Below are 24,611 nucleotides of genomic sequence, written 5' to 3'. Positions count from 1 at the left end.
TCTTCGCAGTGGGGCGTCACTCTCAAAATGCTCGGTGGGAAAAGCATCGCAGGGGCCTGTGCAGTTGCATTCTGTGCAGCGGCCGGAATCTGCTGGGGACTTATCGCCTGGATCGGCGTCCTCGATTCGTGCCCCGCGCCGGTCTGTCCGGGCAATATTCCTCCGTGGTGGCCGGGCTTTGTCCCCGCATAGCTTTTGGCGGAATGCGCGCTGAGGGCCGAGTCGCTCTGAGAACTCCCGCCCGCCGGCGCTTCCCTGCGCCGGCGGGCGGGCACCTCACTTTTCGCGCAGCAGCGCGCAGACGAAGTTCTCCTGGACGGCGCGCAGCCGCTTGAGCCGCGCGGGATCGTCGACGCCGTTGACCTGGCTCGTGATCGAGAACGTCAGTGAGCGTCTGCCGTCGGCGTCGGCGGCCATCAGTTGCGTATAGCCAGGGAAGTTGCCGGTGTGGCCGTTCTGAAGGGTGGGCGACGGCAGTGCATGCCAAGCCTCACCGGCCGCGGACGCCGACGCCTTTTCCGGTTGCTGCAAACAGCGCGGTCGGCCATGGGCGGTGGGCCGCCGCCTCCGCGCCGCCGCGGATGCCACCGAACCGGTGTGCGCGCGGCGGTCCGTACCCGATGGGCGAGAGGGTGCACGCCGTGGCTTGACAGTCCTCCGCCCGGGGTTGACCCTGTGCCGCCGAACGAGGACCGTGCATCCTCGTGTCCACCCCGCGCGGCAGGCCCCTGCGGAGGTAGGGCAGCATCTGCTCCGCCGGCCGCTTGCCTGTGAGGAACCGTCATGCTTCCTGTCCGCCGTACCGTGCCTCCCGTGCTGCTCTCCTGCCTGCTGCTGGCGGGCTGTTCATCGGTGCCGCTCGGCACGCCCGCTTCGCCGGGAGCCCAGAATCCGGTGACAGGGGCCTCGGGGTCCGCCGGTGCGGGGCCGGCGATAGCGGTGGGGGCGGGACCGCAGAAGCACTACACGGTGCAGCGGCAGCCGACCGCAGGATCCTGTCACTACCGCTACGAGCACGGGGAGCCGCTTCAGGACCCCAGGTGCACCCCCGGAGCGATCTCCCCGGCCGTCACGCAGACCGATCTGGCGTCGACGATCTGCCGCAAGGGCGGCTATACCTCCGGGGTGCGTCCGTCCGCGTACGTGACGGGCAAGGAGAAGCGGCTCAACGCCGCCTCCTACGGTTTCACCGGGGGGATGGGAGATGCCGAGTACGACCACCTGATCAGCCTCCAGTTGGGCGGGGACCCCAATGACTACCGGAACCTGTGGGTGGAGCCCGCCGATCCCGATCACCGCAAGGGGACCGGTGTGAACAACCGGAAGGACCCGGTGGAGACGAAGCTGCACACCGCGGTCTGCAAGGGGCAGGTCACTCTCGCCGCCGCGCAGAAGGCCATTGTGGCCGACTGGACCACGGCCCTGAGCACCCTCCACCTCGGCTGAAGTGGGCTCATGGGGCGCGTGGTGCCGAGGCGGGGCAGCGTCCGGGCAGGGAGAGGGCACGCCGTCCGGGGGAGCGAGGACGCGAGCATCCTCCTGCCGGGCGTCCTGCTGTTGGGGGCAGGCCTTTTGCCGTGAGAGTGGCGATGTATCGATTCGGCGAACGTCAACCCGGAATGTGGAGAAGTGGTGTGCATGGTGTGATTGAATCCTGCACAACTCGGCCAGTTGGCCTGATCTGACCGCATGGTCCTGCCTGCCCGGCTTCTCCCGCAGGACTGCCGTGTGCTGTGGTCATGTCCGCCTGGCGTCGGGCGGATGGGTGCGCCACCCCGCGTGGGCGGTGTCGGCCGCCGTCACGCGCATGAAGGGAACGTCGATGACCGCCACCGTCTCCAACTTCTACTACGGTGCCGCGACCCCCGTCGCCGCCTATCTGATGGCCTGTCTCGGCGCGGCACTCGGGCTGCGGTGCACCACGCGCTCCCTCCGGCGCCCGCACCGCAGAGCCAGATGGCTGGCGCTGGGCGCCGTGTCGATCGGCTGCGGCATCTGGACCATGCACTTCATCGCGATGATCGGCTTCAGCGTCCAGGGCGCCCTGGTCAGCTATGACTCGACGAAAACCCTGTTCAGCCTCGCAGTCGCCGTCATCGTCGTCGCCATCGGCGTGTTCCTCGTCGGCTACCGGGGCGGCTCGCCGGTGAACCTGGGCCTGGCAGGCACAGTCACCGGGCTCGGGGTCGCTGCCATGCACTATCTCGGCATGGCGGCGATCCACACCGACGGTGGCCTGCACTACGACGTGTGGACCGTGGCCCTGTCCGTCGCGATCGCCGTCGCGGCCGCCACGGCGGCGCTGTGGGCGGCGGTCTCCATCCATGGCCTGTGGTCCAGCCTGGCGGCGAGTCTGGTCATGGGAGTGGCCGTGACCGGTATGCACTACACCGGCATGGCCGCCGTCTCCGTCCACCTCACCGGCCATTCCGTGGTCGAGCAGTCGTCCACCGACCTGTTGTCGTTCCTCCTGTTCATGCTCGCCGGCCCGCTCGCCGTACTCCTGGTCGCGGCCGTGATCGTCATGTTCGACCCCGACCTGATGCTCGGCGACGACCAGCCGGCGCCCGTGCCGTACGGTCCCGGTGCCGACTTCCCCGCGCAGCGGCCCACGGAATCCTCTCAGCCCTACACCTCCTGGTGACCGCCCTTCCGCGTCACAAGCCCACACGTCACCGCGGGCAACTGGTCCGTACGATGCCGGCCGCGCGCGGCCGGATGACGGACGAACATCGGGCGGCACTGGGCCACCGCCGAACGGAACACCTCGAACTGCGGGCCCGGGGCGCGCCGTGTCCGGGCAGGTCAAGCTCCTCGGAATCGAATGTTCTTCTCAACTCGCCCCGAAGGTCCGCGAGTTATCCCGAGTCCACCTGAAACGGAACACAACAAGCGCTTGCTGGCGTCATGCTGTCTGCCCTACGCGAGCCTTTGGGGGGCAGATGGAAGCAGTGGGGGCGCTGGGGGTGGGGGATCCGCAACGGGTCGGGCCGTACCGGGTGGTCGGCCGGCTGGGGGCCGGCGGCATGGGCCGGGTGTACCTGGCACGTTCGAAGGGCGGCCGGGCGGTCGCGGTGAAGGTCGTGCGGCCCGAGCTGGCCGAGGACCGCGAGTTCCGGCAGCGGTTCGCGCGCGAGGTCGCCGCCGCCCGCCGGGTGAACGGCGTGTTCACCGCGGGTGTGGTGGACGCCGATACGGAGGCCGACCCGCCCTGGCTGGCCACGGCCTACGTGCCGGGCATCTCGCTGGACAGCGCCGTCGCCCGCCACGGGCCATGGGCGGTCGGCCCGGTGACGACGCTGGCCGCCGGCCTCGCCGAGGCACTGGAGGTGATCCACTCGGCGGGGCTCGTGCACCGCGATCTGAAGCCGTCCAACGTACTGCTGGCCGCCGACGGGCCCCGTGTCATCGACTTCGGTATCTCCACGGCGACCGAGGCGAGTGCGATCACGCGGACGGGGGTGGTGATCGGGACGCCCGGATTCATGTCCCCGGAACAGCTGACGGGCAGCGCGGTCGGTCCGCCAAGTGATGTGTTCGCGCTGGGCGCCGTCCTTGCGTTCACGGCCTCCGGCACAGGCCCCTTCGGCGCCGGCTCGGCCCAGGGGCTGATGTACCGGATCGTGCACGAGCGACCCGACCTGGACGCCGTGCCGGAAGCGCTGCGTGAGCTGATCGGGCGGTGTCTGGCGAAGCGCCCGGCGGACCGCCCGGACGTCGACGAGTTGCTGGGAGGGCTGACCGACGCGGCCGGGGCACCCCGTACGACGCTGCTGTTCACCAGCGCGAGCTGGCTTCCACCGGCTGTCGCCGCCACCGTACGCAAGGCGGCGGACGCGACCGGCGCCGACGCGGACGCCGGTGGTCCGGACCCGTCGCGGGGGCCGGACCACCAGGCGCCCACCATGACCGGGCCGCGTCCGGCGACCCCGCCCCCCGCCTACACGCCCACGGCGTTCGAGGCGGACGCGGTGGGCGGCGGGCCCACGCCGAGAGGGCAGTTCGGACCGCCGATTCCCACCGGACAGCCAACCGGTTGGACGACACCCCCGCCTGGCGCCCCGCCGTTCGGGACCGTTCCGATGGGGCCACCGCCCACCCCGGTGCCGGGCGTTCCCGGTACCTTCCGGCAGGGTTCCACCGGAAAACGGCCCGGATACGTGATCGTCTCCCTCCTCGCCGCCGTGCTGGCCGTCGGGCTCGTGGGCTGGCAGGCGGACGCCATGTTCGGCGGGGACTCCGGGTCGGACCCCTCCGGTTCCCCCGGCTCGTCCTACGCGGCCTCGCCGTACGCGGACGACAGCACCTCGCTGTCGTACACCCCGCCCCCCTCGGACACCCCGTACGCGCCCCCCACGGACATCGAATCCCCGTCGCAGACCCCTGCCTCGGACCCTGAGGCCGGGACGGATCTGTCGGGTCAGTGGAACGGCAGCTACGTCTGCAACCAGGGCATCACCGGCCTCGTCCTCACCATCGAGCAGTCCAGCGACGGCACCGCGGAGGCGGTGTTCGCGTTCTACCCCGACCCCTCCAACCCGCAGGTGCCACGCGGTTCCTTCGCGATGGCGGGCACGGTCGAGAACGGGGTGCTGACGCTACGGGCCACCCACTGGATCGACCAGCCGCCGGACTACCTCACGGTCGACCTCCAGGCCGCCCCCGACTCCTCGACCCCCGACCACCTCGACGGAAGGATCTACGGGTCCGGCTGCACGACCTTCTCGGCGGACCGTTCCTGAGCAGTGGGCATCTCAGGATGCCCACGACCGGTACGTGGCCGCACCGGAGGCTACGGCACTGCTCGCCGAACGGGGTTCGCGCGTACGCCATGAGGTGCGCGGGCTCGACGCCGACGAGAAGGGTCCCCGGACCTCGGCCGAGCCGGGCCGCGCCCGGGATCCGGCCGTCGCCGTGAACGCGTCGGCGTCCACGGCGCGCAGAACCCTCCGAGGAGGCGCCGGGAGCCGCCATGTGCACCGGTCGTGGATCGGTGAACGCCGGGTACATGCATGGCATGTATCTCTCGAAACCGTTGAAAGTGCTCTTACTCGGCGTCGCCGTCTACGTGCTGTTCGTGCTGCTGTTCCGGTATGGGCGTGGCGGCATGCCGTGGGACCACGCGCTCCTGGTCGCCCTGGTCGCAGCGCCGGTGGCGATGTTGTGGGGGTGGGTCCGGGACCACTGGAACGACCGCGCCCGGGACGCCGGCGCGAGGTGGCGGCGCAACAGGCAGAACTGAGTATTGCTGCCTCGCCCAGGTGACCGCGATCGACCGCCGTGCGGCGCTCGGAACCTGGCGCTTTCCTGGCCGCACCGCAGCCGTGTGAGGAGGCCGGGACCGTGGTCGCCGCCCACCCCCGCCTGTGAGTCGACGACCGCACCGACCACCGCACCTCGGCCTTCGGGACACGGCCGGCCGACGTTTCCCGATGCCGATGAGTTGCACATCCACCGCCACGGGCAGGCGAGTTGCATGCTGCGGAGAAGGCGGCCTCGACCGCCTCGACAGCCTCGGACCTGCGATCGACCGGCTTCCGGGCCTCTCGCGGCGGCGGGTGGCGGTGGGGCTCTGAGCAACGGTCCGCTTACTGTTCGGACGGGATCGGAGCGGATCGCTTTGCGATGACGTCCCGAACGCCGTTCGATCGCCGCTGACTTCGGCCTCCGATGCGGCGGCCGACTTCCGCAGTGTGCCCTCCGGGACGATCGCGTCCTGAGTGAAGAACCCTTGGCGGTGGTGCCGCCGATGCCGAACAGGCTGAGCACCGGGGTGTCCTCCTGACCGGAGTTCGCAGCACCGGGCCGACCCGGTGCCTGACCGTCGGGCTCAGCTCCGCGGTCGCGGCCGGCCGTCCGGTTCCACGGCGTAGCCGGGCACGGACGGCCACCGGACGGTCAGGACCACCGACTCCTCCTCCGCGAACCACGAGTGGTCCACGCCGTGCCCCCATACGACGTAGTCACCCTGCTCCGCCAACACAACGCTGCGGCCCGGCAGTTCCACACGGAAGCGGCCGCTGACCAGAACCAGGAGGGCGGTACGCTCCTCGCCCCTGACCCACTCGAGCCGTTGGTCACCACGGGGGTGGACACCCCATTTGATCTCCACTGCCTCGCTGTGGCGTGGATCGCCGGCGTCCTTGAAGTGACCGAGGAGCCATCCCCGGTCCAGTGGCGCATCCTTGCCCGCGTTTCCCACATACACGCTGTCGTTCACGCTGCCCGATGCTAGTGCCGCGGCGGGCAACGTTTGCCCGTCAAGGAGCGGCGTCCGGTGCGTGCTCTCGGCGTGCCGGCCGGAAGTCCTCGTACTGGACGTACCTGGGCTTTCGGCCGGTGCGGCGAGAGTGCGTGCCGGGCGTCGCGACGGGGCGAACGTTGCCTGTCGCGGCACTAGCTCGAGCCGCTACGGTCCACCGGACCAGCCTCGCGGCGAACGAGGCCGCCCCTGGCGCGGTCTGCTCCGGCAGCCGGGCGCCAGGCCCTGTGAGACGTCGAGCAGGAGCGACGTCGCCCAGCAGGACAGGAGCGACGTCACCATCGGCGTCGACGACGCCCGGTGTCCCGGACGCTCGGCGAGTTGCGGGGCGGCCTCGCGGACGAGGGCGCCATCGGCACCGAGCCCGGCTTCACCGACTCCTGGTGCGCCGCGCTCGGCAAGGGCAGGTGTGCCACCCGGATCACGTCCGCGTGGGGGCCCGGCGTTCCTCTCCGGATCGGCCGAGTCCACGGCCCGGCAGTGGCGGGCGGCCACGCTGCCGCAGCGGGACCTCGCTCGGCGGGGCTCGGGCAACCCGGCCGCCGACATGCTCTGACCGGCGGACGGCCGGACGGGAACGCCCGGCCGTGCTGCTGCCGGTCGACGGCACGCCCGGGTCTGATTTCGGTGACGTCTTCGCTGACACAGCGACTCCTGTCGTCCGTATTCGTTGTCAGAACAGCGGCCGGGCACGCTTGACGAGACGAGTGCCTGGCGGACCACAGGAGAGAGCGCGCATGAACCCCAGTGCACACATCGAGGCCGTCTACGCACAGGTCTGCCGACGCAACGCCGGTGAGACCGAGTTCCACCAGGCGGTGGGAGAGGTGCTGCACACGCTGGCGCCGGCACTACAGGCGCATCCCGAGTACGTCGACGCGTTGATCACCGAGCGGCTGTGCGAGCCCGAGCGCCAGCTGATCTTCCGGGTGCCGTGGGTGGACGACGCGGGGCGGGTGCAGGTCAACCGTGGCTTCCGGGTGGAGTTCAGCAGCGCGCTCGGCCCCTACAAGGGCGGCCTGCGCTTCCACCCGAGCGTGAACCTCGGCATCGTGAAGTTCCTGGGCTTCGAGCAGATCTTCAAGAACGCGCTGACCGGACTGGCGATCGGCGGCGGCAAGGGCGGCTCGGACTTCGACCCCAAGGGCCGCAGCGACCACGAGGTCATGCGCTTCTGCCAGGCATTCATGACGGAGCTCTACCGGCACCTCGGCGAACACACCGATGTCCCCGCCGGTGACATCGGGGTGGGCGGGCGCGAGATCGGCTACCTCTTCGGCCAGTACAAGCGGATCACCAACCGCTTCGAGGCAGGAGTCCTGACAGGCAAGGGCGTCTCCTGGGGCGGCTCGCAGGCCCGGACGGAGGCCACCGGCTACGGCGCGGTGTACTTCGCACAGGAGATGCTGGCCACGCGCGGACACGGTTTCGACGGTCGCAAGGCCGTGGTCTCCGGCTCGGGGAACGTGGCGGTCTACGCGATCGAGAAGGTGCACGCCCTGGGCGGGTCCGTGGTGGCCTGTTCGGACTCCTCCGGCTATCTGGTCGATGAGGACGGCATCGACCTGGAGTTGCTGAAGACGGTCAAGGAAGTGCGACGGGCCCGTCTGTCGGCCTATGCGGAGGCCAAGCCCGGGGCACGGTTCTCCGACCGGGGCTCGGTCTTCGAGGTGCCCTGCGACATCGCGCTGCCGTGTGCCACGCAGAACGAACTGGGCGGGCAGGAGGCAGGGGCCCTGGTGAAGAACGGTGTCCTGGCCGTCGCCGAGGGCGCCAACATGCCGTGCACCCCGGAGGCCATCGAGATCTTCCGTGAGGCGGGTGTCCTCTTCGGCCCCGGCAAGGCCGCGAACGCGGGTGGCGTGGCCACCTCCGCGCTGGAGATGCAGCAGAACGCCTCCCGCGACGTGTGGACCTTCGAGCAGACCGAGACCCGTCTGGCAGCTGTCATGCGGGGCGTCCACGCTCAGTGCCGTGCCACCGCCGAGAGCTACGGAGGCACGCCCGACGACTACGTCCTGGGTGCCAACATCGCGGGCTTCCTGCGGGTGGCGGAAGCGATGACGGCCCAGGGCGTCGTGTAGCGCCCCCGCCGAACAGCTGCTCCCGGCGCGTCGCGTGGTGGAAGCAGAGGCGGGATTCCGAGTGGCCGGTGTGCGGGCCTGTCGATCCCGCCGGCTGTCCGCGCGCCGGTGAGCACGGTCAGGCGGGGAAGGGCGAGCGGCTGGCGCACGTGGACCGCGCCCCGTGGGCCGTCGCGGCCGGTGTCCTCGTGTGTGACGGCGTGAGACCCGGGACCTGCGGGTTGTACCGGGTGGCGTAGTGGTGTGAAGAGATGGGTTTGGGTGCGTTCGGGTGGTTCGTTGCCGAGCCTGCAACTGCCGATCGTGCAGCCCGCCTCCTGAACACCAAGTGAACGCCGAACGCTGGAGGTTGTATGCAGGAGTGGCAGTACTCTCCGACCGCCGTGACGGTGCCCCAGTTGGTCCTGGACCCCTACCGCTGCGGCTTCGACGCGCACACGACCCTGGGCGGGGCGGAGGCCGCAGAGCAGTGGGGGGACGAGGACTGGCGTGTGCCGCCCCAGGCGCGGGCGGCCGAGGAGGAGACGGTGCGGCCTGCGCCCGACCCGGGCCGGCGGCTGCCCCTGACGGTGGCCCGGGCCGACCGGCGCCGTATGGATCTGCACGCGGCGCTCATCCGGGCGGGAGTCGCGCCGGCGCCAGGAGACCTGCACGCAGTGGACGCGTTGAGTGCCCTCGACGACACCGTCAACGAGGCCGTCAGGCGCTGGATCGCCGCCCACTGACCTCGGGAGCGTTTCCGCAGTGCCGGTCCTGGGCGAAGCGGGCGGTGAGGTTCTCGTCGTGCCTTCATGTCACGGCATTCCTTCTCCCGCTCTGCGGCCCGCTGCGGCACCACGCCAGGGAAAGCGGTACGCAGTGGGCCGACCAGGCCGGGCGATGACCGTCCCGACATCGTCGAGCCAGGGGATCGGGGCTCTGAGCACCGTCCTCGTGTCACAGGAGGGGCGGCCTGGGGCGGCCCCTGGCCGCGGCGCGGTTTCGGGATTCTTTCATCGCGCCGAGAGGTTTCGGCCGTGTCGGACGTATGAGGCGTGCGATGTTCCCGCAGATTCAGCTGCGACGCGTGTCCTATGCAATCTTCTGTCCCTTTCACGAACGTGAAAGGGAGGGGCCGATTCCTGCCCACATGGTGAGGGAATCGAGGGGAACCGTGCGGATTCTTGTGCGATTCCTGTGGCAGCTTGTGTGCGCCCGGTGACCACTGGGGTTGCCGGGGTCCGTCTTCCTGCGGGGGGAAGCCATGCACCAGCGTGCCCTCGGCATGCCGTTCCGGCGTGCCCGTGACAGATCGACCGCCCTTACCGCGTCGGCGGTGGTCGCTTCGGCGGCACTTGCCCTCTCGGTGCTGCCGGCCGCGAGTGCGGTCGCCGACGAGACCGCACCCACCTCGGCGTGGGGCTCGGGCAGTCCCGACTTCGCTGTGCCGGCGGTGAAGGTCGGCCCGAACAAGCCCGTGGCGTCTCGGGCCGCGAAGAACCCGACGGAAGACGCGCTGCTGCCCTGGGCGAAGGAGCAGCGCGCACATGCCCAGGGCCCACCGGCGAGGAAGGCGAAGTCCTCCAGTGCGGCGGACGCCTCCGTACTGACCCTGGTGCCCGAGGGGCAGGGAAACGTGCCCTGGCACCGGTACACCAGTTTCGCCATCACCGACGCTCTGACGGCGAAGATCGACTACTCGACCGGCAACCTGATGCTGACGGCGACCGACTTCGACATCGCCGGAGTGGGGCAGCGTCTGACGCTGGCGCGGACGTACAACTCGGTGGACGCGCCGTGGGGGAAGGTCTCGCAGCGCTGGTGGCAGCAGTACGAGCGCTACCTGTCGGTCTCCTCCACCGAAGTGGTCTTCTACGACGCCTCGGGCGCCACGGTCCGCTTCACCAAGAACAGCGACGGCTCCTTCACCACCCCGAAGGGGTACTCCGAGGACCTGAAGAAGAACTCGGACGGTACCTACACGCTGACGAAGTGGAAGTCGGGCGCGAAGGACACCTACGACACGAACGGCACCCTGACGAAGGTCACCGAACGCAACAAGGGCACGATCAGCGTCACCCAGCACGACGAGGGCGGTGAGCACAAGGGTTTCAAGCTGACCGAGACGCGCTCCGGGCGCTGGATCGACCTGCTGAAGACGGACGCCTCGCAGTGGCAGGCCAAGGACAACACCGGCCGCACCGCCGTGTTCGATCTCGACGGCGCGGGCAACCTGGCCACCACCACGGACACCGAGGGCAAGCCGGTCACCTTCCGCTACGACACCTCGCGTCGTGTCGACAAGATCACCACCGCCGAGGGGCGGGTGACGGTCTTCACCTACGACGACGCCAACCGCGTCACCTCGATGCTGCGCGGCACCGGCTTCAACAGCGACGGCCACACCGGCCCGACCTGGACCTACGCCTACAGCGCCGGCTCCCCGACGGCGGCGGGCACCACCACCGCGACCGACCCGGAACTGCACGCCACGAAGTACACGCACGACGGCGACGGCCAGGTGACCGAGGTGGAGGACGCGCTGAAACACAAGCGGTCCACCAAGTTCGACGCCAACCACAACATCGACACCGCCACCGACGCGATGGGCTCGGGCACCACCCCCGGCAACGTCACCGACTACGGCTTCGACTCCCGCAACAACCTCAAGACTGCCGCCATGCCGACGGGCGGCGCGACGGTCAACAACTGGCAGACCATCGCGGGCGGAGACGTGCCGAGCGACTCCACCAACCCCGACGGCGAGAAGACGGAGTTCACCTACGACACGGCCGGCAACACCAAGACGGTCGCGCAGACCGGCACCGGCGGCGGCAGCGTCTCCTACGACTACAACCCCGCCACCGTCACCTGCGGCGGCTTCGAGGGCCAGCGCTGCGCACAGAAGACGAAGATGACGTCGGCCAAGACGGTGGAGACGGACTTCCACTACGACGCCAAGGGCAACCTCGAGTGGGCCAAGGCCCCGGCGCCACTGGGGAAGACGACGTACACCTACGACGACCTCGGCCGCACCAGGACCGTCACCGACGCCCGCGGCGTCACCGTCACCTACACCTACGACAACCGCGACCGTATCCGCACCGTCACCTCGCCCCACACGGTGAAGGTCGAGTACTGGTACGACGGCGACGGAAATCCGACCCAGCGCTCGGACGGCACCGGGACGGTCACGTACGAGTTCGACCCGCTCCAGCGTGAGACGGTCCGCCATCTCCAGGACGGCTCGCAGACCCTGCTCGTCTACACCGCGGCGGGCAACGTCGACTACTACCAGGACCCGGCCGGAAAGGTCGACTACACCTGGAACGAGGTCAACAAGCTCAAGGAACTCAAGGATCCGCAGAGCCGGGTGACGACGTACACGTACAACAACAACGACGTCCGCAGGACGACCACGTACCCCGGCGGCACGGTCCAGACGGTCGACGTGGACAAGTCCGGCCGCCCGGAGTCCATCAAGGTGACCTCTGCCCAGGGCACTCTGGCCGACCTCGCCTACACGTACGGCTACGGCACGGACGGCAAGACCGACGGCAGCAAGATCCGCACGTCGACGGAGCACGTGAGCGGGCTCAAGCGGACGTACACGTACGACGGGGCGGGCCGCTTCTCCTACGCCAAGGAGGAGAAAGCCGGCACGATCGCCGCCTCCTGGCAGTACTGCTACGACCTGGCCGGCAACCTCACCTCCCAGGGAACGGAAAAGGGCTGTCCGCGCGGCACCACGTACACCTACAACGACGCCCAGCAGCTCACTTCCAAGTCCAGCACCACCGGGCCATGGTCCTACGACCCGATCGGCAACGAGACCGCCGCAGCGTCCACCGACGACTACCTCCGCACCGGCGAAACGTGGTCGGACCACTCGCAGATGACGTCGATCACCGTCAACGGCAAGTCCTACGCCGGCCAGTACGGTTCCACCGACCAGAGCGAACGCATCAAGCTCGGCGACACCTACTACCACAACGGTCCTCTGGGGCTGTCCGCCACTTCGACGGGCGGCATGGACATGGGCTTCAACCGGGAACCCGGGGGCACCCTGAACTCCATGACGACCGGGGGCAAGAGCTACTACTACCTCACCGACGCCATCGGCAGTGTGATCGGTCTGGTGGACGTGGACGGCAACAAGGTCGACACGTACACCTACAGCCCCCGCGGCGTACGCATCCTGGCCCAGTCCTCGGAACCGGTCGTCCAGCCCTACCGCTTCGCCGGCAACTACCAGGACCCCACCGGCCTCTACCACCTCAAGGCCCGCTACTACGACGCCAACATCGGCCGCTTCACCCAGCCCGACCCTGCCGGCCGGGAACAGAACCCCTACCTGTACGCCGAAGGCGATCCCGTCAACCGCATCGACCCCGACGGGCTGTTGTCGCTCGACATCGGAGTGGAGGGCTGCCTGTGGGTATGCGGCGGAATCGGGGCGAGCATCAACGACGACGGCAGCGTCCATCCCTACCTCTCCGCAGGGGTCGGCACCCCTGGCGCCAGCGCTGACGCAGGCTTGGCATCGGGGTCGGCGGGCCCGGGGTGGACCGGCGAAGTGGCATGCGGCATCGGCCCGGTGGACCTGTCGGTCGCGACGGACGGCTCGGAAGGCGTCGGTACGGGAGGCAGCACCGGCAAGTGCTCCGGAACCGCCAAATACACCTTCTAATCCGGGAGTGAACCACTGTGCACGAATGGGTCCGACTGGCGAATGAGCGGCCCGCTGGGCCCTCCTGGTCGCCGTACCTGGCCATAGGCATGTTCCTGGTGGCCGTGATCATTATCGGCGCGCTGCTCGCCCGACGGCGCCGTCGGGGCAGGTAGGGCGACGCGATACGGGGAGGTGCGCGAAAGGCGCACCTCCCCACCCAACCCAGAGGAGGCATGGTGCACACCATCGTGGGTCTGCTCCTGGCTGTGTGCGGTGCGGCCGTGGCCGTCTTCGGTCCCACCTTCGCGGCCAAGGTCGGCAGCCGGGCCGGGCAACGGTTCGAAGGCAGCAACACCGTGGCGTTTCGCCTCATCGGCGCGGTTCTGGCCGTGCTGGGTGTTCTGTACGCCGTCGGGGTGGTCGGATAATCCGCAGCCGAAGGCGGACCAGAGGCCGCCGGGACCGCCACGGTGAGAGCGGTGGGCAGGAGCAGGACCCGATTCAGCCTCCGAGGCCGGTGCGCAGGCGGAGCAGATCTCCCAGGCGGCGGCTGTCGACTCAGGTCCCCGGAGAGGGGCCGTGGATGTGCCGGGGCCGGTGGAGGACCTGGGTCGGCTGTACGGACGACGGCGGGACCGACGGCGGAGGTGGTGGTGGCGGTGGCGGCGGGGGCTCGTTCCGCAGCAGGGGGAGCGGGGTGTGCAGGTGCCAGATGCCGGGGAGGTCCAGTCGGCCCTGACGCTCCGCCAGCAGAATCTGCTGGACGGTGAGACGGGCCTCCAGCACACACTGCCCGCTGCGTATGGCGACCACGTGGGCGTCGCGTACGACGGTGACGAGCCCGCTGATCCGGAAGAGAAGGCCGAGCCGGACGTCGAGGGTGCCGACTTTGGCGCCGTCCAGGAAGACGTCGATGTAGGGGTGGTGGTCGGACGTGATCTCGTGGCTCGCCAGCGCGACCACCTCCTGGCTGCCCGGGGTGGCCCGGGTGCGGTGCGCGGCCTCGGTGAGAGCGGCGTGTCTGCGCCACCCGCCGGCCGCCACGTCGAAGACGTCCAGGGAGAGGAAGGAGTCGACGGCGCCCGCCAGTTCGTGTTCGACGGCCCGGTCGGCCGCGGGGGGCAGGGGGCGCGTGCCGCGGAGGAGTCCGTCGGCCGTGCCGCCGTCGTGGAGCGGGCCGGCGAGGGCGTCGGCCGTGTCGGGGCAGTCGGGGCCGAGCAGGAAGGTACGGACCGTGAACGGTTGCGCGGGAGCGGTCGTCGTCATGGCTTCACCTCGGCAGAGGTCTCGGGCAGGTCTTGAAGCAGGTCTTCAGTAAGTGTTCGGCGGGTTTTCAGTGGAAGCGCTGGTCGCCCTGGTCCGGGTGTGGTTCGAGCCGTACGGTGCGGTTCGCCGAACCGCCGTCACGCCGTTCGCGCAGCGCGACCGTTGTGGACCCGAAGCGCAGTGCCGTGCCGATGTGGTCACGGACCCAGTGCGGTCCGCGTCGTAGGGGGTTCACGGGGGAGAACAGGAGGGCCAGGAGCAGTACGGCCCCGAACACGGAAGGCCCGATCACCCAACCGGCGGGGATCCCCGTGCCGCCTCCGCCCCCGCCGGTCCCGCCGACGGCCCCCGGGTCGGTCGCGCCGGTCGTGCCGTGGCCGGTTCCGTTCGACTCTCCGTCGGTGCCGCCGTTGCTCGTTCCGTCACCCGATTCCGTGTCCGTCACCCTGAAATCGGCGTCGGCGTAGTACGTGTCGGCGTACTGCGTGCAGGCGGCCCGTACGGTGTGCGTGGTCACGGACGATCCTTCGGGCACGTCGAAGTCCTCTTCGAAATCTCCCTCGGCCGAGACGCGGGCCCCGGTGATCAGCGCGTCGCCGCCGTCCCACGACACACTCACCTCGGAGCAGCTGAACAGCGAACCCGTGACCGTGACGGACGTCCCCGAAGACCCGCTGGTGGGATCCAACACGATGCCGGGATCCCGGTCATGGGCCGGTGTGACCGTGAAGGTCGCGCTGCCGTAGGCGCCGTCGCTGCAGTACGCCCCGATGGTGTGGGAGCCGGCGTCGGCGTCGTCCGGAACGTCGAACGTGCTGCCGGGGCCGAGGAGCCTGCTGTCCCAGTAGACGCCGGTGATGACGCCGGCCTGCACTCCGGCCGCCGCCCGAACCGCCGGCGGTTCGAACCCGCCGTCGTCGTCCGAGGGGGAGGGGGAGAGGTCGTCGGGCGGGCCGTCGGGTTGGGGACCGGGCTTCGTACAGCTCTCGAAATCGATGTGGACGGAAGCTCCCGGCGGTCCCTCGGGCGGGCTGAGGGTGATCGTCGCCTGCTCTGCCACCGCGGCGCCCTGTGCCCACGTTGCCGTCGGAGCCCAACCGATCGCGATGCTCACCAGCACGGCGGTCAGGCATGGCCAGAAGAAGCGCGCAGCGGATTTCATGAGCCGAAGCAAGCTGGAGCCGGGAAGGGAGAAGGAGCGGAGGGCGACACCGGTCGCCTGGGGAATCCGGTCCTCAGGAAATGCGGTCCTCAGAAATCGCCTCTTCCCCTCCTTCATTCTCCGTCGTCCCACCGCTTTTCGCTCGTCGTGAGGGACGCGGCCCACAGCACGGACGCCCTTGCGAGTCGGCCCGACCGGGAACCCGGGAGGGACGGTCGGAGCGGCCGGTGCCGACGTCTGCGCTGATTGCGGAGTGCGCCGGCATCACGACGGCCCTCAGCTGTCGTAGTCGACGGTGAGGCTCTCGGAGACGGGGAAGGTCTGGCAGGTCAGCACATAGCCGGCGTCGACCTCGGCGGGTTCCAGCGCGTAGTTGCGGCGCATGTCGGCCTCGCCGTCGCAGACCAGGGCGCGACAGGTGCCGCACACGCCGCCCTTGCAGGCGAACGGCAGGTCCGGGCGGACGCGTGCGGCCGCGTCGAGGAGGGTGGTGTCGCGGGGGAGCGCGGAGGTGGTGGACCGGCCGTCCAGGACGACGGTGACCTGACTGACCGGTCCCTCAATACCGGGCTCCTCATGGCGCACCTGCCGTACCGGCTCGTCGTCGGCGAAGAACAGTTCCCGGTGGACGCGGTCGACCGGCACGCCGAGCCCGCCCAGTACCCGCTGGGCGTCGCGGACCATGCCGTGCGGGCCGCACAACCACCAGTGGTCGGCGCCGTCCACGTCGACCAGACCGTCGATGAGTGCGCCGAGGCGGTCTCCGTCGAGCCGGCCGGAGAGCAGGTCGGCCTCGCGCGGTTCGCGGGAGAGGATGTGCGCGACCTGGAAGCGCGCAGGGTACAGGTCCTTCAGATCGGCCAGGTCGTCGGCGAACATCACCGAGTCGGTGCGCCGGTTGCCGTAGAAGAGGGTGACCCGGGAGCGGTCGTCTGCCGCGAGGACCGACTCGGCGATGGACAGCATCGGTGTGATGCCCGACCCGGCGGCGATGAGCACGTGGTGGCCGGGCGCGGTCAGGTCGGGTGTGAAGGCGCCGGTGGGGGCCATCACCTCGATGGTGTCTCCGGGCCGGACGTCGTGGACGAGCCAGGAGGAGAACAGGCCGCCGGGTACCTCGCGCACGCCGATGCGGGGGCCGGATCCGGCGGGGGAGCAGATGGAGTACGAGCGCCGCTCGTCCCGGCCGTCGACTTCTCGGCGCAGGGTGAGCGACTGCCCGGGGGCGAAGGCGAACTCCTCGGCCAGCGCGTCGGGGATCACGAAGCCGACGGCGGCGGCGTCCTCGCACAGCCGCGTCACGGCGGCGACGCGCAGGGCGTGGAAGGCGGGGCGCCGACGTGCGCGCGGCGCCCCGGCAGGGCCGCCGGCGGTCGGGGCCATCAGGTCTTCCATCAGATCTCCTTGACGTACTCGAACGGCTCCCGGCAGGCGCGGCAGCGCCACAGCGCCTTGCAGGACGTGGCGGCGAAGCGGGAGGTCTCCTCGGTGTCCGCCGAGCCGCAGAGCGGACAGGCCACGGCGCGCCGGACGGGTGACAGCACCAGTGGCACGGGGCCGGGCGCGGGCCGCGGCGCCGGGCCCGGGGCCGCGATGCCGTGCTCGGCGAGTTTGCGGCGGCCCTCGGCCGTGATCCAGTCCGTGGTCCACGGCGGATCCAGGACCGTGCGGATCTCCACCCGCTCGAATCCGGCGGCCCGCAGCCGCCCGGCGACGTCGGCGCGCATCTCCGCCATCGCCGGACAGCCCGAGTAGGTCGGGGTGAGGCTCGCGACGACCCGCCCGTCCGCCGCGACGTCCACGCCGCGCAGGACTCCGAGGTCGGCCAGGGTCAGCATGGGCATCTCGGGGTCGGGGACCTGCTCGGCGATGCGCCGGGCACGCCGGGCGTCCGTCAGGGTGCTCACCATGTCGCCTCCGGGTGTGCGCGGGCGACGCCCTGCAACTCGGCCAGCAACGGGACGAGATGCTCGGTGTGCTCGCCTTCGCGTCCCGCCCCCGGCATCGGCTGCCAGGCGGGCATCGGCAGGCCCGCCGCATGGGTGACCTGCGTCAGGACGGCGACGACCTCGTCCCGTCCGTCGTACGCGGTGAACAGCTCTGCCAGGTACGGTCCGACCTGGTGCAGCGCCGCCCGCATGCGCCGGTGGGACTCCTGCGTGCCGTCCCCGAGCCGTACGGCCCACTCGGCGGCGTACTGCCGGTGGTAGGTCAATTCCTTCACGCCCTTGGCCGCGATGGCGCGGAGCACCGGATCGGGGGACGCCGAAAGCTCCTCGAAGTGGGCGAGCCGCCAACTGGACAGCACCAGCAGCCGCACGATCGAGAACGCGAAGTCGCCGTTGGGGAGTTCGGCCAGCCGGACATTGCGGAAGTCGTCCGCGTCGCGGAAGTAGGCGTACGCGTCCTCGCCGCGCCCGGTCGCGTCGATCTGGCCGCAGCGCGCGTACAGGAGGCGGGCCTGACCGAGCAGGTCGAGGCCGATGTTGGCGAGCGCCACCTCCTCCTCCAGCTCCGGGGCGCGGGTGGTCCACTCGGCGAGGCGCTGGGCCGAGACCAGCGCGTCGTCCGCGAGCTCCAGACAGGTCAGGGCCAGCCGTCCGGCGTCGACGCCCGCGGGTACGGCGGTGTCCACGCCGTGCAGCGGGTCCTCGAATCCCGTGCCGAACGCCCAGCGTGCGTCGCCGCCGTCGGCGTCGTGTCCCTCCGCCAGGGACAGATAGACGTGATCGTCACTCATGCCCTGCTCCTCAGATGTGGGGGACGTCGTCGGGGATGTCGTAGAACGTCGGGTGCCGGTAGACCTTGTCGGCGCTGGGCGCGAAGAAGGGGTCCTTCTCGTCGCGCGTGGAAGCCGCGATGTGCTCCGAGCGCACCACCCAGATGCTCACGCCCTCGTTGCGCCGCGTGTACAGGTCGCGGGCGTGGGTGAGCGCCATGCGGTCGTCGGCGGCGTGCAGCGAGCCGACGTGTACGTGGTTCAGCCCCCGCTTGCCGCGCACGAACACCTCGTACAACGGCCAGTCCCTCTTCGTGCCTTCGGCGTCGCTCATGCCGCCGTACCTTCCTCGCGTCGCTTGTTGTGCTTGGCCGCGTGCGCGGTCGCCGCCTCGCGCACCCAGGCGCCCTCCTCGTGGGCGGTCCTGCGCCGTTCCATCCGCTGTGCGTTGCAGGGCCCGTCGCCGGTGATCACCCGCTTGAGTTCGGACCAGTCGGGGGCGCCGAAGTCGTGGTGTCCGCGCTGCTCGTTCCAGCGCAGTTCGGGGTCGGGCAGTGTCACGCCGAGTTTCGCGGCCTGGGGGACGGTCATGTCGACGAAGCGCTGGCGCAGTTCGTCGTTGGTGTGCCGCTTGATCTTCCAGGCCATCGACTGCGCGGAGTTGGGCGAGTCGTCGTCGGGCGGGCCGAACATCATCAGGGACGGCCACCACCAGCGGTTCACCGACTCCTGGACCATGTCGCGCTGGGCCTCGGTGCCGCGCATCATCGTCATCAGCAGCTCGTAGCCCTGCCGCTGGTGGAACGACTCCTCCTTGCAGACCCGCACCATCGCGCGCGCGTAGGGCCCGTAGGAACTCCTGCACAGCGGCACCTGGTTGCAGATCGCCGCGCCGTCCACGAACCAGCCGATCACGCCGACGTCGGCGAAGGTCGGCGTCGGGTAGTTGAAGATCGACGAGTACTTCTGCCGGCCCTCGATCAGCCGCTCGGTGAGGTCGGCGCGGTCGGCGCCCAGGGTCTCGGCCGCCGAGTACAGGTACAGCCCGTGCCCCGCCTCGTCCTGGACCTTCGCGAACAGGATCGCCTTGCGGCGCAGTGACGGCGCGCGGGTGATCCACTCGCCTTCGGGCTGCATGCCGATGATCTCCGAGTGGGCGTGCTGCGCGATCTGGCGGATCAGCGTCCTGCGGTAGCCCTCGGGCATCCAGTCGCGCGGTTCGATCCGCTGGTTGTGCGCGATCGTCTCGTCGAACTGCCGCTGGAGCTCCGGCTCGGCGCAGCCGGCGGACGACGAGGTGGAGGGCGTACCGGACTGTGGTGAGGTCATCGAAACCAACTTCCCAACCGACCATTCGTTCGGTCCATGATATGACGAGTCCTGGCTGTTCTGGCAAGTGCCGGCGCCTGAGCAGTGCCCCAGGAGGTCGGCTTTCGTCCGTCGAGGAGGCCGGGGCCGCTGTCCGGTGGCCTCCTGCCGGGCCCGGACGTTCCCGGTGAGGCGGCGCCGTGCCGCGACTCCCCGGCCGCGGCCCCACCGGCCCGCGCGCCGGCGTTCACGGCCATGCGTAGAACCCCTGCCCCGTCTTGCGGCCCAGCTCGCCGCGGGCGACCTTGGCGCGCAGCAGCGCGGGCGGTGCGAAGCGCTCGCCGAGGGTGGCGTGCAGGTGTTCGGCGATGGCCAGACGCACGTCGAGTCCCACCAGATCCGTCAGACGCAGCGGCCCCATCGGGTGCCTGTAACCGAGGTTCATGGCGTCGTCGATGGCCTCGGGCAGGGCGACACCCTCCTCCACCATGCGGATCGCCTCCAGGCCCAGGGCCAGGCCGAGGCGGCTGCTGGCGAAACCGGGGGAGTCCTTGACGACGACGTCCTTCTTGCCGAGGGCACGCGTCCAGGCCAGTGCGGCCTGCACGACATCGCCTCGGGTGTCCGGCGCGACCACGAGCTCGATCAGCGCGGAGGCGGGCACCGGGTTGAAGAAGTGCATCCCCAGGAAACGGTCGGGCCGGCTCAGGGCAGCGGCGAGCTCGGTCACCGACAGGGAGCTGGTGTTCGTGGCGAGCACGGTCCCCGCCCCCACGGCCCGCTCGGCCGCGGCGAGCACGCCGGCCTTGAGCCGCGCGTCCTCGGGAACGGCCTCCACGACGAGACCGGCGTCCGCGGGCAGGTCGTCCACCGTGTGCACCGTCCGGACGCGGGAGAGCACCCGGTCGGCGGGCTCGTCGGCACGGCCCCTCCCGGCGGCCCGCTCCAGGCCGGTGGCGACGCGGTCCAGTGCCGCCGCCGCGGCCCGCTCGCCGCTCTCCACGAGCGTCACGCGCGAACCGGCTGCCGCGAAGACCTGTGCGATGCCCGCGCCCATGCGGCCACCGCCGATCACCGCGACCACTGCGGGCGTCGAGGTCATGCCTGACTCCTCTTCTCCAGGAAACGGCTCATGCGGTCCTTCTTGTCCTGGCCCTCGAACAGCACCGCCTGCGCAAGGTCGTCGGCGACCGGGCTCGCACCCGGCGAGTCGACGACGAGTTTGGTCAGGCGCAGAGCCAGGGCGGAGGAACGCGCCATGCGGTCGAGCAGGGCATGCGCCTCGGCCGACAGCTTCTCCGCCGGTACGACGTCGATGACCAGCCCCGCCGCCAGCGCCGCCCGTGCGTCGAGGTTCCGGCCGGCGAGCAGCACCTGCTTGGCGACCGACTCGCCGACCAGCTCGGGCAGCCGCCGGCAGGCACCGGCCGCGGCCAGGATGCCGAGCCCTGGCTCCGGGTTGCCGAACACGGCGTCCGGTCCGCAGATCCGCAGGTCGCAGGCGTAGGCCAGTTCCGCGCCGCCGCCGAGCGCCCAGCCGTCGACCGCGGCCAGGGTCGGCATCGGCAGCCGCCGCACCCGCTCGAACAGCCGGCTGTTGATGCCCTGGAGCGCCTCGTCCCGGCCTCGGCGCAGCAACTCGGCGATGTCGGCGCCGCCCGCGAAGACACCGCCGTGACCGGTGAGGAGCAGGAGCTTCGGTTCGCGTTCCAGCAGTGCGCACACCTCGTGCAGTTCGGCCACCATGCGGCCGTCGATGGCGTTGCGTGCCTCGGGCCGGTGCAGTGTGACGACGACCCGGTCCGCGTGCTCCTCGACGAGCAGCGTCTCGTACGGACCGCAGCCGCGGTTCACACCCGCTCCAGCAGCATCGCGACGCCCTGCCCGACTCCCACGCACAGCGTGGCCAGGCCGCGCCGCGTGTCCGCGCGCTCCAGCCGCCCCAGCAGGGTCAGCAGGATGCGGGCGCCGGAACAGCCCAGCGGGTGTCCGAGGGCGATGGCGCCGCCGTCGGCGTTGACGCTGTCCTCGTCGAGTCCGAGGCGGCGGATGACGGCGAGGCTCTGCGCGGCGAAAGCCTCGTTCAGCTCGACGGCGTCCAGGTCCGCGGTCGACCAGCCTGCGCGGGCGAGGGCCTTCTCCGTGGCGGGGACCGGGCCGAGGCCCATCAGGTGCGGCTGGACCCCCGCCGACGCCGACGTGACGATCCGGGCGCGCGGCGTCAGCCCGTGCCGCTCCACGGCCGCCGCGCTCGCCACGACCAGGGCGGCGGCGCCGTCGGAGAGCGGTGAGGCGGAGCCCGCGGTGACGATCCCGTCCGCGCGGAAGATCGTGCGAAGTGATCCCAGTTTCTCCAGCGTGGTGGCGGGCCGAGGGCCCTCGTCGCGCGTCACCTGCCCGTCCTTGACCGGGACGGGCACGATCTCGCGGTCGAAACGGCCCGCCTCCTGGGCCGCGACCGCCCGTCGATGACTGCGCAGCGCGAACGCGTCGGACTCGGCGCGGGTGATGCCGTCCAGGGCGGCGACCTCCTCGGCGGTCTCGCCCATCGACAGAGTCACCTTGACGCTCTCCGGTCCGGCCCCGGCGGGAACGGCCCGGTCGGCGGCGGCGAAGCGAGGGTTGGTGAAGCGCCAGCCCAACGAGGTGTCGTACGTCTGGCCCGGCTTGGCCCAGGGGGTGCCGGGCTTCTCCGTCACCCAGGGGGCACGTGTCATGGACTCCACCCCGCCGGCGACGACCAGGTCGGCCTCGCCGGCCCGGATCGCCTGGGCGGCCGAGGCGACGGCGGTCAGGCCCGAGGCGCACAGCCGGTTGACGGTGTAGCCGGGCACGGAGTGTGGGAGCCCCGCCAGCAGCACGGCCATCCGAGCGACGTCCCGGTTGTCCTCACCGGCCTGGTTGGCGGCGCCGAGGATGACCTCGTCCACGGCTTCGCCCGGTATGCCCGAGCGGCGGACGGCCTCGCCGACCACCAGAGCGGCCAGGTCGTCGGGGCGCACGGAGGCCAGTGCGCCCCCGTAGCGGCCCTGCGGGGTACGGGCCCCGTCGATCAGGTAGATCTCGTCAGGCATGTGCGGGCTCCTCTGAGACGACCGGGCGGCGTGACTGAAGCGTGGCGAAGCGACCGGTGACGAAGGCGGGGTCGGACAGGGTGGCGCTCGCGGCCGGGTTGGCGGCGCTGCCGTGGAAGTCGCTGAACGCGGCGGACTGGTTGACGAACACGCCGCCGGTGAGGTTCTCCGACAGATGCACTCCGGCGTCCAGGGCCGCTGCCTCGGCCGCCGCGAGCACCGCCTCGCTCGTCGAGTGGACGGCGGCGGTCAGCGCGCCGTGCCGGCGCACCGTCTCCAGGAAGACGCGCAGGCTGTGCGCGGTGGAGTCGGTGGCGATGACGAAGGAGACGGGCCCGAACCACTCCCGGCTGTACGTCTCCCGGTCGGCCTGCGCGTCCAGGAGGGCCAGCAGCGGCGTCCGGATGACCGCCTCGGGGTGCTCGGGGTCCTCGACGGATGCCGACGCACGCACCGTACGGCCCAGTTCGCAGGCCCGGTCGAGACGTTCGAGCACTTGGCTGTTGACGATCGCCCCGAGGGTGCCGGCCGCGCGGCCGGGCTCGTCGAGCAGCCTGTCGAGTGCGGCGCCGAGGTCGGCGGCGAACTCGGCGGCGCTGCGTACGCCCTGGTCCGTGGTGAAGCCCTCGCGCGGGATCAGCAGGTTCTGCGGGGTGGTGCACATCTGCCCGCTGTAGAGGGAGAGCGAGAAGGCCAGGTTGCCGAGCAGCCCCCGGTAGTCGTCGGTGGAGTCCAGGACGACGGTGTTCAGTCCGGCCTTCTCGGTGTGGACGACGGCCTGACGCGCCGTGGCCTCCAGCCAGTCGCCGAACTCGGTCGAGCCGGTGAAGTCGATGATCCGCACGTCCGGGTGCCGGGCGAGGACGCCCGCTGTGCGCTCGTCGGCCTCCTCGGCGGCGAGTACCACCACGTTCGGGTCGAAGCCCGCCTCGGCCAGGACCTCGCGGGCGATGCGCACGGTGATCGCCAGGGGCAGGACGGCGCCCGGGTGCGGCTTGACGACGACCGGGTTGCCGGTGACCAGACTGGCGAACAGGCCCGGGTAGCCGTTCCAGGTGGGAAAGGTGTTGCAGGCGATCAGCAAGGACACACCGCGTCCGACCGGTGTGAACTTCTTGTCCATGACCAGCGGGTCGCCCCTGCGCTGCGGCTTGCTCCAACGGGCCTCGCCCGGGTGCCGCTTCTGCTCCGCCCAGGCATACGCGACCGCCTCCAGGCCGCGGTCCTGTGCGTGCGGCCCGCCGGCCTGGAACGCCATGACGAAAGCCTGGCCGGTGGTGTGCTGCACGGCGTGCGCGATCTCGAAACTCGCCGCGTTCAGCCGGGCCAGCATCTCGGCGGCGACCCCCGCGCGGACGTCGGGGCCCGCTTCGCGCCAGCGACCGGTGGCGGCCTTCGCGGCGGCCACCGCCTCGTCCGGCGCGACGCGGGGGTAGGTGACGCCGAGCGCGAAGCCGTAGGGGGACGTCTCCCGGGGCTCCACAGCCCCCTCGCCCGGGTGTCCCGGCAGATCGAACGGTGCGCCGAGCTGGTCGCGGAAGGCGGCCTCCCCGCGCTTGGGGGAGTCCTCGCCGTAGACCTTCGTGCTGGGCGACTCCGGATACGGCGTCCAGTGGCCCCGGTCCGCGGTCGCCGCCACCGCCCGGTCCAGCAGCGGGCGATGCCACGCGAAGAAGTCAGGGGGCTCAGGGGTCTGGTCGGGCATGTGGTCCACCTCTTGACAGGCAGTGGTGATGCTGGATGACTCGGCCGCCGGGCACGCTAACCGAATGTTCGGTCGGGACACAAGGTGACGGGGCGAGTGACCCGGACCACTGGCGCTCAGGCCCGGCCGCCCCCTTCCAGCGGGCCGCCGCCCGACTCGGACGGGGTACCCGACCGGCAGGCCGCGGCGGCCCTGGGCCGCCGCTCGCGGAGGCGATGCCCGCCGCGGACCGGGCGCGATACGCCGTCCCGGTCCCGAGGCGCCGGCACGCCGCGAGGGGCCCGCCGAGCACCGGACGGCCGCTCGCGGAGGTGATGCCCGCCGCGGACCGGGCGCGATACGCCGTCCCGGTCCCGAGGCGCCGGCACGCCGCGAGGGGC

Annotated in this window: 20 protein-coding genes and 1 pseudogene; 8 read left to right on the top strand and 13 right to left on the bottom strand. The window is 70.9% G+C overall.

Annotation, left to right across the window (positions count from 1 at the left end):
* Positions 1-276 precede the first annotated feature (276 nt).
* Positions 277-453 (bottom strand): annotated as a pseudogene (locus OHS71_RS02415) (peptidase S12); the annotation flags it as partial.
* 330 nt (positions 454-783) lie between these two features.
* Between OHS71_RS02415 and OHS71_RS02410 the strand changes: the two are divergent.
* The 4 genes from OHS71_RS02410 to OHS71_RS02395 all read left to right on the top strand — a co-directional run bounded on the left by OHS71_RS02410 (position 784) and on the right by OHS71_RS02395 (position 5,242).
* Positions 784-1,446 carry a hypothetical protein gene (locus tag OHS71_RS02410; RefSeq protein WP_328476265.1) on the top strand — a complete coding sequence of 221 codons (663 nt, stop codon included), beginning with the start codon at positions 784-786 and terminating at the stop codon, positions 1,444-1,446.
* 376 nt (positions 1,447-1,822) lie between these two features.
* Complete coding sequence (locus OHS71_RS02405; protein WP_328476263.1) at positions 1,823-2,644, top strand: MHYT domain-containing protein; 822 nt, start codon at positions 1,823-1,825, stop codon at positions 2,642-2,644.
* A gap of 298 nt (positions 2,645-2,942) precedes the next feature.
* The gene (locus tag OHS71_RS02400; protein WP_328476261.1) at positions 2,943-4,742 is read left to right on the top strand and encodes a serine/threonine-protein kinase; all 1,800 of its coding nucleotides are present in this window, start codon (positions 2,943-2,945) and stop codon (positions 4,740-4,742) included.
* Between the two features lie 299 nt (positions 4,743-5,041).
* A complete protein-coding gene (locus OHS71_RS02395; protein WP_328476259.1) occupies positions 5,042-5,242 on the top strand; it encodes a hypothetical protein in 201 nt (66 codons plus the stop codon).
* A 588-nt stretch (positions 5,243-5,830) separates the two neighbouring features.
* On the opposite strand, the gene OHS71_RS02390 is transcribed toward OHS71_RS02395, so the two are convergent.
* A complete protein-coding gene (locus tag OHS71_RS02390; protein ID WP_328476257.1) occupies positions 5,831-6,220 on the bottom strand; it encodes a signal peptidase I in 390 nt (129 codons plus the stop codon).
* Between the two features lie 779 nt (positions 6,221-6,999).
* On the opposite strand from OHS71_RS02390, the gene gdhA reads away from it, so the two are divergent.
* From gdhA to OHS71_RS02370, 4 genes are all read left to right on the top strand, one after another.
* Positions 7,000-8,346, top strand: a complete 1,347-nt coding sequence (gdhA, locus tag OHS71_RS02385) for an NADP-specific glutamate dehydrogenase (protein ID WP_328476255.1) — start codon at positions 7,000-7,002, stop codon at positions 8,344-8,346.
* Between the two features lie 353 nt (positions 8,347-8,699).
* Positions 8,700-9,071 (top strand): hypothetical protein, encoded by a 372-nt coding sequence (locus OHS71_RS02380; protein WP_328476253.1) that lies wholly within the window; start codon positions 8,700-8,702, stop codon positions 9,069-9,071.
* A 518-nt stretch (positions 9,072-9,589) separates the two neighbouring features.
* Positions 9,590-13,015 carry an RHS repeat-associated core domain-containing protein gene (locus OHS71_RS02375; protein WP_328476251.1) on the top strand — a complete coding sequence of 1,142 codons (3,426 nt, stop codon included), beginning with the start codon at positions 9,590-9,592 and terminating at the stop codon, positions 13,013-13,015.
* Positions 13,016-13,230: 215 nt separating this feature from the next.
* The gene (locus OHS71_RS02370; RefSeq protein WP_328476249.1) at positions 13,231-13,425 is read left to right on the top strand and encodes a hypothetical protein; all 195 of its coding nucleotides are present in this window, start codon (positions 13,231-13,233) and stop codon (positions 13,423-13,425) included.
* Between the two features lie 130 nt (positions 13,426-13,555).
* Here the strand turns inward: OHS71_RS02370 and OHS71_RS02365 are convergent, their stop codons facing one another.
* From OHS71_RS02365 to paaN, 11 genes are all read right to left on the bottom strand, one after another.
* Positions 13,556-14,263: a hypothetical protein gene (locus OHS71_RS02365; protein WP_328476247.1), complete on the bottom strand. Its 708-nt coding sequence runs from the start codon at positions 14,261-14,263 to the stop codon at positions 13,556-13,558.
* 67 nt (positions 14,264-14,330) lie between these two features.
* Positions 14,331-15,425 carry a hypothetical protein gene (locus tag OHS71_RS02360; RefSeq protein WP_328476245.1) on the bottom strand — a complete coding sequence of 365 codons (1,095 nt, stop codon included), beginning with the start codon at positions 15,423-15,425 and terminating at the stop codon, positions 14,331-14,333.
* A gap of 276 nt (positions 15,426-15,701) precedes the next feature.
* Positions 15,702-16,808: a 1,2-phenylacetyl-CoA epoxidase subunit PaaE gene (gene paaE, locus OHS71_RS02355; protein ID WP_328484371.1), complete on the bottom strand. Its 1,107-nt coding sequence runs from the start codon at positions 16,806-16,808 to the stop codon at positions 15,702-15,704.
* Positions 16,809-16,819: 11 nt separating this feature from the next.
* Positions 16,820-17,335, bottom strand: coding sequence for a 1,2-phenylacetyl-CoA epoxidase subunit PaaD (gene paaD / locus OHS71_RS02350; protein ID WP_328476243.1), 516 nt, complete (start codon positions 17,333-17,335; stop codon positions 16,820-16,822).
* Entirely contained in the window at positions 17,329-18,165 is an 837-nt protein-coding gene (gene paaC, locus OHS71_RS02345; protein ID WP_328476242.1) for a 1,2-phenylacetyl-CoA epoxidase subunit PaaC, read from the bottom strand. Before paaC ends, paaD begins: the two co-directional genes overlap by 7 nt.
* A gap of 10 nt (positions 18,166-18,175) precedes the next feature.
* Positions 18,176-18,478 (bottom strand): 1,2-phenylacetyl-CoA epoxidase subunit PaaB, encoded by a 303-nt coding sequence (gene paaB, locus OHS71_RS02340; protein WP_328476240.1) that lies wholly within the window; start codon positions 18,476-18,478, stop codon positions 18,176-18,178.
* The gene (gene paaA, locus OHS71_RS02335; protein ID WP_328476238.1) at positions 18,475-19,473 is read right to left on the bottom strand and encodes a 1,2-phenylacetyl-CoA epoxidase subunit PaaA; all 999 of its coding nucleotides are present in this window, start codon (positions 19,471-19,473) and stop codon (positions 18,475-18,477) included. The genes paaB and paaA overlap by 4 nt, the downstream gene beginning before the upstream one ends.
* Positions 19,474-19,699: 226 nt before the next feature.
* A complete protein-coding gene (locus OHS71_RS02330) occupies positions 19,700-20,554 on the bottom strand; it encodes a 3-hydroxyacyl-CoA dehydrogenase family protein (RefSeq protein WP_328476236.1) in 855 nt (284 codons plus the stop codon).
* Positions 20,551-21,306 (bottom strand): enoyl-CoA hydratase/isomerase family protein, encoded by a 756-nt coding sequence (locus OHS71_RS02325; RefSeq protein WP_328476234.1) that lies wholly within the window; start codon positions 21,304-21,306, stop codon positions 20,551-20,553. Before OHS71_RS02325 ends, OHS71_RS02330 begins: the two co-directional genes overlap by 4 nt.
* Complete coding sequence (locus tag OHS71_RS02320; RefSeq protein WP_328476232.1) at positions 21,303-22,526, bottom strand: thiolase family protein; 1,224 nt, start codon at positions 22,524-22,526, stop codon at positions 21,303-21,305. Before OHS71_RS02320 ends, OHS71_RS02325 begins: the two co-directional genes overlap by 4 nt.
* On the bottom strand, positions 22,519-24,231 hold the full coding sequence (gene paaN / locus OHS71_RS02315) for a phenylacetic acid degradation protein PaaN (RefSeq protein ID WP_328476230.1): 1,713 nt from the start codon (positions 24,229-24,231) through the stop codon (positions 22,519-22,521). Before paaN ends, OHS71_RS02320 begins: the two co-directional genes overlap by 8 nt.
* Positions 24,232-24,611: the final 380 nt, after the last annotated feature.

Origin of the sequence: Streptomyces sp. NBC_00377 (genome assembly GCF_036075115.1) — a bacterium.
Classification (GTDB): Bacteria; Actinomycetota; Actinomycetes; order Streptomycetales; family Streptomycetaceae; genus Streptomyces.
This window is presented reverse-complemented; position numbering and strand designations above follow the sequence as displayed.